Source organism: Corynebacterium heidelbergense (assembly GCF_028609845.1).
Classification (GTDB): domain Bacteria; phylum Actinomycetota; class Actinomycetes; order Mycobacteriales; family Mycobacteriaceae; genus Corynebacterium; species Corynebacterium heidelbergense.
Genome location: NZ_CP063191.1, coordinates 774,489 through 787,454, shown reverse-complemented (window position 1 = coordinate 787,454; position 12,966 = coordinate 774,489). Strand labels below are relative to the sequence as shown.

Here is a 12,966-nt window from a genome sequence, read left to right as displayed (position 1 = left end):
AACGCTCCTGCATGCCGGTGGTGACACTCCCCCGTTTGGCTGGGTCCCCTAGACGCTGACGTTGAAGATGGACCCCAGCCCGAAGGTCACCCCGGCCGCACCGATGCCGATGAGGAGCTGACGCAGCGCCCTCTTGCCCGGCGCCACCCCGGACAGCAGCCCGACCGTGGCCCCCGTGAACAGCAGAGCCAGGGAGACCAACACGCCAGCGATCCAGGCCGCCACTGCCCCGGAGGCCCCGAAGATGTAGGGCAGCACCGGAATCAAAGCACCCACACCAAAACAGAGGAAACTGGAGAGCGCCGCGGACAGCCCAGAACCTCCGTGGTCCTCCTCCCGAGGTTCAACATCGATTGCACCCTCGGCAGCCTCCTCCCGCTCCCGGATCGCCTCGAAGGCGCGTTGTGCTTTGAGCTGAGCATCCTCCGGCGTCATCCCCCGCGCCCGGTACACTAGCTCCAGCTCGTTGGCCTGAACGTCGAGCTTCGGCAACGCCCCCGCCGCCTCGGGGTCCGGCCGGTTTGCGGCCAACAGCTCTTGCTGGGAGGTCACGGAGACATACTCCCCAGCCGCCATCGACAGTGCGCCGGCCAGCAACCCGGCCAAACCCGTGACCAAAACAACATGCGCGGAGGCCCCGGACCCCACCATGCCCAACACCAGCGCCAGGTTGCTCACGAGCCCGTCGTTAGCACCGAAGACTGCCGCCCTGAAGTCCCCGGACATCCGCGCCCGCCCCCGCGCCGCCAGCCCGCGGACAATCTCGGCATGGATGGCCTCATCGGCTGCGATCTGGTCGCTGGCGTCCACATCATCAACATATTTGTTCCGCGCCTCCGCCGACTGCATGAGCGCCAAAACGAAGAAGGTACCGAACCGCTTGGCCATCCATGCCATCATCCGGGTCCCCAGAGACGCCTTCCGGGGCAGGCCAACATGCTCCCCCAACCGATTGCGCCAGTAGGCCTCGTGGCGGGACTCCGCCTCGGCGATGGACAGCAGGATTTCCCGTTCCTCCCCGGTGCGCTTGCGCGCGATCTCCCGGTACAAGGCACCCTCGGCGCGTTCGTTGGCCAGGTACTGGCGCCAGCGGTTGATCTGCCGCCGCGTCGGCTCCGACCGGTGCATCTGCTCGCTCATAGCTGCCTACTCCCCTGCGCTTTCCTGCGGGCCCGCAAGCCAGCCGTGGTCACTTCTTCCCATAACCGCCGAACCGCCGATCCCGCCGCGCAAACTCCAACATCGCGGCGCGCAGATGCTCCGGCCGATAATCCGGGAACAACACATCCTGGTACACCATCTCCGCGTACACGGACTGCCAGGGCAGGAAGTTGCTCGTCCTTTGCTCTCCAGAAGGACGCAGGAAAAGGTCCACGTCGGGCATGTCCGGCTCGTCCAGATAGCTAGCGAACAGATCCTCTGAAATGCTGCGGGCCGCCACCTTCCCAGAGCGAACATCTTCGGCCAGGTGCCGGGCCGCATCCACAATTTCTGCCCGGCCCCCATAGTTCACACACATGTACAAGGTCATCTTTGTGTTGTTACGGGTCTGTTGCTCCGCCCGCTCCAGCTCCGTGATCACCGAGCGCCACAACCGCGGGCGCCGTCCGGCCCAGCGGATGCGCACCCCGAGGCTATCCAGGTAGTCGCGCTGGCGGCGAAGCACATCCCGGTTGAAGCCCATAAGGAACCGCACTTCCTCCGTGGACCGGCGCCAGTTCTCCGTAGAGAAGGCGTAGGCGCTCAGCGCCTCCACGCCCATGGCAAGGCATTCCTCCACTAGGGAGAGCAGCACTTTTTCCCCGCGCCGGTGGCCCTCTGTGCGCGGCAGCCCCCGCTCCTGGGCCCATCTGCCGTTGCCGTCCATGACGATGGCTATGTGGCGCGGCCGCAGGGGTACCGGGATCTCCTCACGGCTGGGGCCGGTCGGCGTGGGTGGGGTTTCGGGGATGGTCACATCGGACTATTGTGCCAGGGTTCCCATCGAATCATGCAGGGGCCTGGATTCGTCACAAGGCGCGGCACCCCGGAGTACACCGCATAAGGCGGCTCACAGCGAACCGTAGGCTGTTGCGGGCACATCCACCTGATGCCGCACGTGGCTAACTAGCAGTTGATGAGCCGCGGCAGCTATCCCAGGCTCCCGAGCCACGGTCTCAGCGGTGCCCAATCGGCCCTGCCACAGCAGCCACAACAACCGGACGGCCTGCGGCGGGGGCGTGGCCGAACCCGGTGGACGGCAGGTCACGCACACCGCTCCCCCGGCTGCGGGGTGGAAGGCCCGGTGGGGGCCCGGCTTGCCGCACTGGGAGCAGTCCACCAGGCTCGGCATCCACCCGGTCTCCTCTAGGCATCGCAGCACGAAACCGTCGGCAACGCAGACGGGCGGCAGGTCCCCCTCCGGCCCAGCCAGTCGGGCCAGAGCCGCGTCAAGGTACGTAAACACGGCCTGCCCAGCCCCCTCCGCTGCACCGAAGTACTGGGACATCTCCAGCATCGCCACCCCCGCAAAGTAGCGATCCGGATCCGCAACGATCGCGGCGGCATAGGTAGCGACGGTCGCCGCATCCGTAATATTCGCCAGGTTCCGCCCGGGGTAGAGCTGCACGTCCACACGGGAAAACCGGTCCAGCCGTGAACCGAACCGGGATTTGGTTTTCCGAATGCCCTTGGCCACACCTCGGACAACGCCGTGCTCCCTTGTCAACAACACCAGGATGAGGTCCGCCTCGCCCAGCTTGTGGGAACGCACGACGAATGCCTGGTCACGGTAGTTGGGCCGGGTAGGACGCCAGGAGCGGCGCGCCGGTGCAGCTGACATGCGCTCCTAGGCCACCGACCCCGCGCCGCGCTGCTGTGCCCGGCGTTGGATGTTCTGCCAAGCCCGGGCAGTGTTCACCACCGCAGCGCACACCTCCAGGGTGATCCGCAGGACCAGCAGATCGATGAAGCCCTCAATGAGGGACTGCACGAACTGGATGCCCATATCGGAAAAGGAGAAGCCGCTGTGCTCCTCGGGGCAGAGCCGGTAGGTGTCGGTGAATGGGTCCAGTTCGGACGGCTCATCCGTGGAGTAGCGCTGGGTCGTGCCGAGGCACTCCCCCTCCGGAGTATCGAGGCCGAATGCCCCGCTGGTGAAGGAATCGGAGGAGGCTATTCCGAAATCCGCTCCGAAGGAGTTAGTGGGGTTGAATCCGGCAAATATCGTGCTGAGCAGGAGGTTGGCCACGATAACGACGATTCCCAGCGCGTAGAGCACCTTCAACACAGTGGGGGTGACGTATTTGGTGAAGCCGAAGTCTGCCAAGGCGGTAAGGAACTTATCCCCTTTGGAACCTACGGGCGGCACCCATCCCGGTTGGGGGCCGATGGCGTTAGCTCCCTGAGTGGGGGCAAAGTTGGGCGTAGGCTCCGGACCGCCCACGTGATGTGGGGAGTTGGTAGCCATGAGCTATTCCTTCGGGGTCTGGTTGAGCTCGGCTTCTGCCTGGCGCTTGTCGATGCTCTGAACCGACTGGGCCGTGCGCACCAGGGCAACGGCGACTTCCAGGTAGACCCGGTGCATGGCCACAAAGAACAGTGCCAACAGGACCGCGATGGGCAGGCCGACGACCAACGCGATGATGCCCGAAGAATCCTGGGTAGCGGCGTAGAGCAGGAACACCAGGAAGATGAGGAGCCCGAGCATGACCAGAATCATGAGCAGGATGTACAGCACCTTCACCACACTGGGGGTGGCGTAGCGGGTGAAGCTGAAGTCGAACAGGGCCTTGAAGAAGGAGTCCTTCTCTACCCCGGCGCGGTTGTCCTGTCCGCCCTGCTGGGGGTAGCCGGCGGGCATGCCCATCGGCTGCTGCTGGCCGTAGCCGGCGTAGGCGGCTGCGCTCTGGTCCCCGTATCCGTTCGCTGCGGGGAAGCTGCCGGAGGAGTCGGGCTGGGACTGGTTTGCGTTGTAACCGTTGAAACCAGACGAATCTGCGGCTGTGGAGCTGGAGGACTCGGCGGAGCGGTCCTCGGCCCCCTGGGCCGAATCCGATCCGGCGGTGTACGGGTTGGGGGATGCGGCCGAACCGTACTGCGACTGCCCATACTGCTGCTGCCCGTAACCCTGCTGGCCATAGCCGCTTTGGTCATAGCTCCCTTGGCCAAAGCCCTGCTGGCCGTAGCCCTGTTGGCCGAAGCCCTGTTGGCCGAAGCCTTGCTGGCCATAGGTGTTCTGGCTGTAATTGCCCTGACCAAAGCTTTGCTGGCCGTAGCCCTGCTGGCTAGAGCCCTGCTGACCGTAGCCGCCTTGGCCATAACCTTCCTGCCCGTAGCCCTGCTGGCCGAAGGAACCCTGGGCGTCAGACCCGTACTGAGAGGGCGCCCCGTAGGTGGCGTCCGAAGAAGAGGACCCGCCTGGCGCGCCCTGACCGGACTGACTGGCCGGGTAGGAGGTCCCGGAGGGGCCAGAGGTGGACTGCTCCGAGGCGCTGTCACCAGAGCCCAGATTCAGCTTGCGGGTCTCCTGGTTGTCGGCGGAATGGGCACCACCAGTGGAGCCGGTGCTACCGAAGTCACCAGCGGCGTGGGAGCCGAAACCCTCCGAAGAATGATTGTCCGAAGGGCGGTCGGAGGCGGAACCGTCATGGCGGCCGTTGGGATCCTGGGGAGTGGTCATCGGTGGACAAACACCTTTCTTCGAATACTGGTTCGTGCGGGGGGTCGAACGTTCTCGGGCGGCAGCGGAGATCGGGAGCTCGAATCAGAGCCAGGCGCCCGTCTCGCATCGGCGCCGATTCACTTTATCGAACATAAGGTAGTTCCGCCGGTGAAGAAACCACCCCCTGGGGTTTAGCTCCGATTTCAGAAACCCATCCGGCCGAGCTGCTTGGGGTCGGTCTGCCAATTCTTGGCCACCTTCAACCGCAGATCCAGGTAGACGTTCGTCCCCAACAGCTCAATGATCTCCAGCCGCGACCGGTGGGTAATCCGGGATAGCCTCCGGCCATCTTTACCCCGCAGGATCGCCTTCTGCCCTTCCCGCTCCACGTAGATGATTGCGTGAATGTTCAACACGCCCTCACGGGTGGGGTTGTCGTAGACCTCGTCGATTGCCACCGCCACAGAGTGCGGTAGCTCGTCATGCAAACCGTCGAGGGCGGCCTCGCGGATCAGCTCCGCCATCCGGGTATCCCGATCGTCATCCGTGACGTGGTCGTCCGGGTAGAACTTCGGCCCCTCCGGCAGGTGGCGCTTGATGACGTCCACGAGCACATCTAGCTGGGTTTGTTCCATCGCGGACACCGGGACCACTTCGCCTTTTTCCTCCAGCAGTCCGTAGAGCTCCAGCAGACGCTCGCCCGTCTCGTCCTTCGTGGCCTTATCCACCTTGGTCACGATGCCCACGACCGGCGTTGTCGGCGCGAACCGGGCCAGCGCATCAACAATCCAGCGGTCCCCGGGCCCGACCTTTTCGTCGGCGGGGATGCACAGACAGATGAGGTCCACGTCCGAGTAGGTTTCCTTCACGGATTCGTTAAGCCGCTCCCCCAACAGGGTGCGGGGGCGGTGCAGTCCGGGGGTGTCCACCAGGATGATCTGCGCGTCCTCCTCGTGCCGGATACCGCGGATGGGACGCCGCGTGGTCTCCGGCTGGTTGGCCGTGATCGCAATCTTCTCCCCGACCAGCGCGTTGATCAGGGTGGATTTACCGGTATTGGGGCGCCCCACGAGGCTGACGAAACCCGAGCGGAACTCCCCGGTTGTGTGGGTGTTATCCATTGCTCACTCTTCCCTTTCGCTCGCGTTTCCTACTCAGCCGCATTGCTGTCATCGTTCTTCTCACCGTTGCGTTCGCTCTTCTCACTGGGCTGCTGCGCGCTGCTGCCGGAATCATCCCGCTGCGCCGCGGTGGGGAAGGCACCGGGGCCGGTGGGCTTGGGGCCGAAACTGACCCCCCGCTCGGCCTGGGAGTCGTACCAATTGGCCAGGATCTCATTCTGCAGCGCGAACATCCGCTGCTCCTCGTCCGGCGTACCGTGGTCGAAACCCAGCAGGTGCAACACGCCGTGGACGGTCAACAGGTCCAGCTCGTGGCCGAGGGAATGGCCCGCCCGATCCGCCTGCCCCTGGGCAAAGTCCGGGCACAACATGATGTCCCCCAACATCGCGGGCGACGGCGGCGGGCCGTCCTTCCTGCCCCACCCCGGCGTGAGTTCATCTATGGGGAAACTCATCACATCCGTGGGCCCAGGCAAGTCCATCCACCGCTTATGCAGGTCCGCCATCGTTTCCTCGTCGATGATGTGGATGGATAGTTCCGCGGCAGAGTGGACGTCCAGCGTCCACAGCGCGAATTGGGCAGCGTCGATCAACTCCTCCTCGTTGATCTCAGCCCGGCCAGACTCGTTGAAGACCTCAATACTCACTGGTTTGTTCCCTTCTGCATGCCGTTGGGCCCGATCCCCGCGTCCTGGCGTCGTAACTCTTCCTCCGCCTCATATGCCTCGTAGGCGTCCACAATGCGGCCCACCAGGTGATGACGGACCACGTCCTCACTATCGAACTCAGCGATGTGGACGCCATCGACCCCGCGCAGGATTCGACGGGCCACCTCCAGGCCGGACTGCTGCCTTCCAGGGAGGTCCACCTGGGACATGTCCCCCGTAATGACCATCTTGGACCCGAAGCCCAGCCGGGTGAGGAACATTTTCATCTGGGCAGGGGTGGTGTTCTGGGCTTCGTCGAGGATTATGAAGCTGTCGTTGAGCGTGCGCCCGCGCATGAAGGCCAACGGGGCGACCTCGATAACCTGTGTCTCCATGAGCCGGGGGATGGTCTCCGGGTCCACCATGTCCCGCAGCGCGTCGTGCAGCGGGCGCAGGTAGGGGTCAATCTTTTCCGTGAGCGTGCCTGGTAGGAAACCGAGCTTCTCCCCCGCTTCCACGGCGGGGCGGGTGAGAATGATGCGGGTGACCTCGCGGCGCTGAAGGGCCTGGACCGCCTTGGCGACCGCCAAGTAGGTTTTTCCGGTACCGGCCGGGCCAATGCCGAACACCACCGTCTGCTCGTCGATGGCATCCACGTACTCCTGTTGCCCCAAGGTCTTGGCGCGAACCGATTTACCCCGGTAGCTCACGATCGCCTCGCCCAGCGCGTCCCCCAGGGAAGGTGCGGAGCGGTCCACCATGTTTATCGCAGAGCGGGTGACCTCCGGGGTGACCGGCGTTCCGCGCTGCGCGAGCTTAACCATCTCCTCCAGCACCCGCCGGGCCCGGGCCACCTCAGCGGCGGCACCCCGGATGGTGAGCTGCTGGCCCCGGGTAAGGATGTCCGCATCGACTGCGGCTTCGACGACCCGCAGGTTCTCGTCGGCTGGACCCGTCACCGCCAGCGCAAGGTGGTCCTCTAGGTCAATGGTGGAGCTGGCTATCCGGTGGCGCCCGAAGGGGGTGCGCGGCGTCGAGCTACTCACGGGCATAGGCGTGGTGGTTCCAATCGTTGCGGTTCTTTGTGTCGGGCCCCAGTGGAGGGGAGGCGGCGGCCGATGTTGGTTTGAACGTTCATTCTAATGTTCCCCTCTTGCTGGGTCTCCGGGCCGCGGGAGCTGCAGGTCGCGGGGCTGCGGGGTCTCCTCGGCGCGCTGCCCCTGCTGCTGATCCCACCGAGGGGTCAGCGCTCCCAGGGCACCCAGCGCGATCGCCGCGGCGGTGGCTGTACGCAAGACCTCGGGGCCCAGCACCACAGGATGGGCCCCCAGGGCGGCCAGATCAGCAAGCTCGCCATCGGCCACGCCCCCCTCCGGGCCGACGATGAGCACCACCTCGTCGACGTCCAGCGGGGCCTGGGCCAGGGGCGTATGGGCGGCCTCATGGAGCACCACCAGCGTCCGAGTGAAGTCAGCGCTCGGTGGGGTGGCGTCGTATCCCCCCGGCCTTAGCGCCCCAATGTCGGCGACGGAACCGGCCAGCTCCGTCACCTCGGGAATTCGCAGCCGCCGAGCCTGTTTCGCCGCAGCTCGAGCCGCGTTCTCCCACTTGGCCCGGGCCTTGGCCTCCTTACCCCGCCAACTGGCGATGCTGCGCTCCGCAGCCCACGGGACGATCCGATCGGCCCCGGCCTGCACCATCAAATCGACCGCCAACTCCGCGCGGTCGGCCTTCGGCAGCGCTTGTACCACGGTGACGAAGGGGCGGGGCGCTCGCACCTGTAGTTCGGACACGATCCGAACGCCCCCCTGGGTCCACTGCCCGCGCACGGCGGTGGTGCTTCCGTCGCTGACCATCACCCCCTCCCCCTCTTTCAGGCGCTTGACCTGGGCGTGCTTGGCCTCCGCCCCGGTGAGCGCGAAGATATCCCCGGGGCGGGCACCCCGCGGCATGGGGTGGATGAACAGCGGATCACTCACGGTTGCCACACCCCGCAATTTCCAGCCGTGGCACCAAACCCGGCCACGCCCAGTCCCCTAGCGACCAAACCGACCCCGCAGCCGGGAGAATAGACCGGAGTGGGAATCGGCCTTGCCCGCCACTTCCGCACGTTCCCGCGTTGCCTCCCGCAGCTGCTCCAGCAAATCTCGCTGCTTGTGGCTCAACTCGGTGGGGATGGTCACATCCACGTGGGCCACGATGCTGCCCCTGCCCTCCCGGCGCAGATGCGGCATGCCGTGGCCGCGCAGCACTACCCTCGCGGCCGGTTGGGTGCCGGGCTCGATGACCACGGTGGCGGTGGACCCATCCAGGGCAGGCACGTCCACGGAGGTGCCCAGGGCCGCCTCTACTGCCGGAACGCGCACGTCCACGTGCAGATCGTCGCCGTCGCGGAGGAACACCGGGTGTTCCTCGGTCTTGATCTCGACGTACAGATCCCCCGGGGGGCCACCGCCCGGGCCCACTTCCCCCTCCCCGGGCATCCGCAGGCGCATCCCGTCGGAGATGCCGGCCGGGACATTGACCTTGATGTCCCGCCGGGCCCGCACCCGGCCGTCTCCCCCGCAGTTCTCGCAGGGGTCCGGGATGACCTCCCCGGTGCCGGAGCAGCGGGAGCAGGGGCGCGCCACCTGCACCCGGCCCAGGATGGAGCTCTGCACCTCCATCACCTTGCCGGATCCGCTGCAGGTCGGGCAGACCTCGGCCGGCCCCTTGGAGGCGGAACCACTGCCGTCGCAGACATCGCACTCCACGGCGGTGTCCACCGTCACGTCCTTGCTGATGCCCTCGAAGATCTCCTCCAGCGATAGGGACATCCGCAGCAGCGCGTCGTTGCCCTGGCGCACCCGGGGGACCCGCTGCCCCCCGCCGGCGGCGCCCCCGAAGAACGCGTTGAAGATATCCCCCAGGCCGCCGCTGCCGCCGAAGCCGCCAAATCCGCCGCCGGGCTGGCCGAAGCCCTGCTCCTCTGGGTCCCCGCCCGCGTCGACGATCTGGCGCTTCTGGGGGTCGGTCAGGACCTCCTGGGCAAGGGATGCCTCCCGGAACTTCTCGGCGGCCTCCTCGGAGGGGTTCACGTCCGGGTGATACTTCCGGGCGAGTTTGCGGTAGGCCTTTTTGATCTCGGCGTCTGAGGCATCCCGGTCCACGCCCAGGATGCCGTAGTAGTCGCGTGCCACGGTGGGATTTGTCCCCTTACTTCATTCTCGAGTCACTGGTCTGGTCGCTGGGGGGAGGCCACGAGCTGGCGGATAGCGATTGCGGTGCTCCCGCAGTTCAGAGGGCCATCTTAGCGCGTGGGGTCTGGGCCCCTCCCCCTTAGCCCCGGTGGTGCGTAGTTGAAGGGCCCGCTGGTGCGTGGTTGGCGGTGTCGGTTGTGCGTAGTCGTCGGGCCCGCTGGTGCGTGGTTCAACCCCGGCTAGCGACCGGAGAGGATGCGGGAGACGTAGTGGGCTACGGCGGTGACGGAGCTCATCGTGCCCGGGTAGTCCAGGTGGGTGGGCCCCAGCACACCCAGGCCGCCGAGGACGGCATCGTGGGAGCCGTACCCGGTGGAGATCACGGCCGCCTTGCGCAGCTCCTCTGGTTCGTTCTCGTCGCCGATGCTCACCTGCACCTGGGTGTCCTGCACCCCGGAAAGAAGTTTGAGCACAACGACCTGCTCCTCCAGGGCCTCCAGGACGGGCGTGAGCTCGCCCATCCCGATGAGGTTGGTGGTTCCCGCGAGGATAAGCCGTTCCCGGGGGCGTTCCAGCAGCGTTTCCACCAGCACCGTCGCCACGGTAAGCATGGCGGGTCGCAGCTCCGCGGGCAAAGTATTGCCAGTGGCTTCCCGCGCCAGTGCGGCGATCCGGGCGCAGGCATCATCGAGGGTGTGCCCCTCCACCGTCGCGTTGATGAGGTCCCGCAGGCGCGGCACGTCTTCCTCGGTGATCGCGTCGTCCAGCTCGACGTTGCGCTGGTCCACGCGCCCGGTGTCCGTGATGAGGACGAGCAGCAGCCGGTGTTCGGTGAGCCGCACCACCTCGCAGTGCTTCACCCGCCCGACCCGCAGGTTGGGCAGTTGCACCACGGCGACTTGCCGGGTGAGTTGGGCAAGGAGCTGCACGCTGCGCCGCAGCACGTCTTCGAGGTCCACGCCGTGTTCCAGGAAGTTGAGGATGGCGCGGCGTTCCGGGGCGCTGAGCGGTTTGACCTCGTGGATACCGTCGACGAACTGGCGGTATCCCTTGGCCGTGGGGATGCGCCCGGAACTAGTGTGCTGTTGGGTAATGTAGCCCTCCGCCTCGAGCACGGCCATGTCGTTGCGGATGGTGGCACTAGATACCCCCAGTTTGTGCCGGTCCACCAGCATCTTGGATCCCACCGGTTCGTGCAGCGCGATGTAATCGGCCACGATTGCCCGCAGGACCTCGCGTCGGCGCTGATCGGTGGCGGAGGACATGTGCGGTGCGCTCCCTCTCGATGTCGTCGGCTCCCCTCGTGGGGCTGGTCTCGCTCGGGGTGGGTCTCGGTTCGGGTCGGTCTTGGTCGGAGTCGGGGTTTCCGGCTAATCCAGGGCGAAGAGGATATCTGCCACGATACCGTCCGCTAGGTATCTTCCGGCCTCGGTGAGGCTCACCCGATCCGCGTCCCGGCGCAAAAGGCCATGGTCCATCCATTTTTCAATTGTGGACGCCGCTTCCGCAACCAAGCGCCACTCGATGCCCTCGCGCAGGCGCAATCCCAGCATGATCCGCTCGGTGGCTAGGTCCTGCTCGCTGAGCGGTTCGTAGAGGGTCACGGGGGGCTGGCCCTCGGTGATGAGGGACTCGTAGTAGCGGGCGGGGTGTTTGGCGTTGACCATGCGAGTCAATCCGCTATCCGGCGGTGTGAGGCCACGGGTATCAAGTGCCGCGGGGGTGAGGTGGACGCAGCCGTGGGCTCCGGGCCCCGCACCCCACCACTGCCCCGAGCGCCAGTAGACCAGGTTGTGCTCGCACTGCCCGCCGGGGCGGGCCCAGTTGGACACCTCGTACCAGGTAAAACCGGCCTGGCTCAGGGCTCGGTCGACCATCCGGTAACGGTCAGCGAGGGTGTCCTCGTCTGGAGCGGGCAGTTCCCCGCGACGGACCTTGCGGGCCATCGCGGTACCGTCTTCCACGATGAGCGAGTAGGCACTGATGTGGTCCACCCCTGCCTCCAGCGCGGCATCCAGGCTGGCTTGAAGATCCGCGTCGGTCTCCGTGGGAGTTCCGTAGATGAGGTCCAGGTTGACGTGATCGAAGCCGGCGCCCTGGGCCTCCCGGGCGGCGGCGACAGCGCGCCCGGGGGTGTGGCGGCGGTCCAGCACTTTCAGCACGTGCCCGGCGGCGGATTGCATGCCCAGGGATACCCGGGTGAAACCGGCCGCCCGCAGCTCGGCGAAGAATTCCGGGTCGGTGGATTCAGGATTGGCTTCGGCGGTCACCTCCGCATCGGGGGCCAGGCCCACCGTCTGCCGAACGGCGCTAAGAGCCCGGGTCAACCCGGCATGCCCCAGCACGGAGGGGGTGCCACCCCCGAAGAACACGGTGTCCACATGCGGCACATCCCAGCTCTCGGCGGCCAGTTCCAGCTCGCAGGTGAGGGCGCGCAGGTACCCGGGGATGGTGTTTCCCAGGGTCCCGGCCGAACTGCCACCGGAACTGGCCAGCTCCGCCGGGGTATACGTGTTGAAGTCGCAGTAGCCGCAGCGGGTGGCGCAAAAGGGGACGTGGATGTACAGGCCGCGGCGGGGTGTGGAACTCACCGTTAGCCCGCCGCGCTGCGCCGCCGCTGCAGCTTGGCCACAACCGCCTCCACCCGCGCCCGCTCGGCAAGGAACGCCGGTGGGGCCTCCCCGCGCATGTCCGCGGCGAGCTCCGGCTGCTTGGCCACCAGCTCCGCCCAGTCCACGACGGTCTCCTCAGTCCACGTTTGGGCGCGGGAAAGCGCCTGCGGAAGGAGAACGGACTGGTTCTCCACCGCCGCCTGGGTTTGCTGCACCACCCACTCGGCGATGCCGTTGAGGCGGGCAGTGAGCGCTTCCGCGTTGGTCCGCAGCCACAGGCGCCACGCCGCGGTGGAGGCCATCTGGGTGCCCAGTTGCGCGGCGGGACCTTCGGCACCCTGGGGTTCGGCGGCGCCGACGGCGCCGGAGCGCGCGGTGGGGGTGGCGTCCGAAAGAACATCTGATCTGCCCCCATGCAAGAAGGACAAGGTGCGCCCAGGGTGGGCGAAGTGATTGGACATCTCCCCCGCCCTGATCCCGGAGATGAAGGCCTGCCGCAGGCCATTGAGCTCGGCAAGGCCCGGGCGCACTTCCGCGCGGCCCTGGGCAATGACGTCGCTCAACTCGTGCATGCACTCGGCGAGGAGTTCGGGGTCCCAGTCTGCCATGGCCTGGGCGACGTGCTCGATGTGCTCGGCAACTTCGTCGCCGATGTCGTAGATGTTCTGGGTGAGCTCGCGAACGCGCAAGGTGGCGTCAAAGTGCACGCGAAGGTCCTTTCCCACATCTACGTCGGTCTTGTGTGCACGGGGCCCGGGACCTCAG

The 12,966-nt window shown here is 66.4% G+C and carries 13 protein-coding genes; all 13 read right to left on the bottom strand.

Going from position 1 to position 12,966, the window contains the following annotated elements; genetic code table 11:
- Positions 1–48 precede the first annotated feature (48 nt).
- On the bottom strand, positions 49–1,128 hold the full coding sequence (locus CHEID_RS03485; protein WP_112768872.1) for a VIT1/CCC1 transporter family protein: 1,080 nt from the start codon (positions 1,126–1,128) through the stop codon (positions 49–51).
- Positions 1,129–1,189: 61 nt separating this feature from the next.
- Positions 1,190–1,951, bottom strand: coding sequence for an isoprenyl transferase (locus CHEID_RS03480; RefSeq protein ID WP_420536395.1), 762 nt, complete (start codon positions 1,949–1,951; stop codon positions 1,190–1,192).
- A 99-nt stretch (positions 1,952–2,050) separates the two neighbouring features.
- Positions 2,051–2,821, bottom strand: a complete 771-nt coding sequence (gene recO / locus CHEID_RS03475) for a DNA repair protein RecO (protein ID WP_112768864.1) — start codon at positions 2,819–2,821, stop codon at positions 2,051–2,053.
- Positions 2,822–2,827: 6 nt separating this feature from the next.
- A complete protein-coding gene (locus tag CHEID_RS03470; protein WP_112768863.1) occupies positions 2,828–3,448 on the bottom strand; it encodes a DUF4282 domain-containing protein in 621 nt (206 codons plus the stop codon).
- Positions 3,449–3,451: 3 nt separating this feature from the next.
- Positions 3,452–4,660: a DUF4282 domain-containing protein gene (locus CHEID_RS03465; protein WP_238599233.1), complete on the bottom strand. Its 1,209-nt coding sequence runs from the start codon at positions 4,658–4,660 to the stop codon at positions 3,452–3,454.
- A 185-nt stretch (positions 4,661–4,845) separates the two neighbouring features.
- Positions 4,846–5,763, bottom strand: coding sequence for a GTPase Era (gene era / locus CHEID_RS03460; protein WP_112768862.1), 918 nt, complete (start codon positions 5,761–5,763; stop codon positions 4,846–4,848).
- Between the two features lie 29 nt (positions 5,764–5,792).
- Complete coding sequence (ybeY, locus tag CHEID_RS03455; RefSeq protein ID WP_112768861.1) at positions 5,793–6,410, bottom strand: rRNA maturation RNase YbeY; 618 nt, start codon at positions 6,408–6,410, stop codon at positions 5,793–5,795.
- Positions 6,407–7,456, bottom strand: coding sequence for a PhoH family protein (locus tag CHEID_RS03450; RefSeq protein ID WP_238596629.1), 1,050 nt, complete (start codon positions 7,454–7,456; stop codon positions 6,407–6,409). The genes ybeY and CHEID_RS03450 overlap by 4 nt, the downstream gene beginning before the upstream one ends.
- Positions 7,457–7,549: 93 nt before the next feature.
- Positions 7,550–8,389 (bottom strand): 16S rRNA (uracil(1498)-N(3))-methyltransferase, encoded by an 840-nt coding sequence (locus CHEID_RS03445; RefSeq protein WP_112768870.1) that lies wholly within the window; start codon positions 8,387–8,389, stop codon positions 7,550–7,552.
- A 57-nt stretch (positions 8,390–8,446) separates the two neighbouring features.
- The gene (gene dnaJ, locus CHEID_RS03440; RefSeq protein WP_112768859.1) at positions 8,447–9,589 is read right to left on the bottom strand and encodes a molecular chaperone DnaJ; all 1,143 of its coding nucleotides are present in this window, start codon (positions 9,587–9,589) and stop codon (positions 8,447–8,449) included.
- 239 nt (positions 9,590–9,828) lie between these two features.
- Positions 9,829–10,854 (bottom strand): heat-inducible transcriptional repressor HrcA, encoded by a 1,026-nt coding sequence (gene hrcA / locus CHEID_RS03435; protein ID WP_112768858.1) that lies wholly within the window; start codon positions 10,852–10,854, stop codon positions 9,829–9,831.
- 105 nt (positions 10,855–10,959) lie between these two features.
- A complete protein-coding gene (hemW, locus tag CHEID_RS03430) occupies positions 10,960–12,180 on the bottom strand; it encodes a radical SAM family heme chaperone HemW (protein ID WP_112768857.1) in 1,221 nt (406 codons plus the stop codon).
- Between the two features lie 2 nt (positions 12,181–12,182).
- On the bottom strand, positions 12,183–12,908 hold the full coding sequence (locus CHEID_RS03425) for a hypothetical protein (RefSeq protein ID WP_112768856.1): 726 nt from the start codon (positions 12,906–12,908) through the stop codon (positions 12,183–12,185).
- Positions 12,909–12,966: the final 58 nt, after the last annotated feature.

What these genes read in the sequence shown, in the direction of transcription:
- CHEID_RS03485 (WP_112768872.1), bottom strand. Translation starts at nt 1,128, where the DNA reads ATGCACCGGTCGGAGCCGACGCGGCGGCAGATCAACCGCTGGCGCCAG.
- recO (WP_112768864.1), bottom strand. Translation starts at nt 2,821, where the DNA reads ATGTCAGCTGCACCGGCGCGCCGCTCCTGGCGTCCTACCCGGCCCAAC.
- CHEID_RS03470 (WP_112768863.1), bottom strand. Translation starts at nt 3,448, where the DNA reads ATGGCTACCAACTCCCCACATCACGTGGGCGGTCCGGAGCCTACGCCC.
- CHEID_RS03465 (WP_238599233.1), bottom strand. Translation starts at nt 4,660, where the DNA reads ATGACCACTCCCCAGGATCCCAACGGCCGCCATGACGGTTCCGCCTCC.
- era (WP_112768862.1), bottom strand. Translation starts at nt 5,763, where the DNA reads ATGGATAACACCCACACAACCGGGGAGTTCCGCTCGGGTTTCGTCAGC.
- hrcA (WP_112768858.1), bottom strand. Translation starts at nt 10,854, where the DNA reads ATGTCCTCCGCCACCGATCAGCGCCGACGCGAGGTCCTGCGGGCAATC.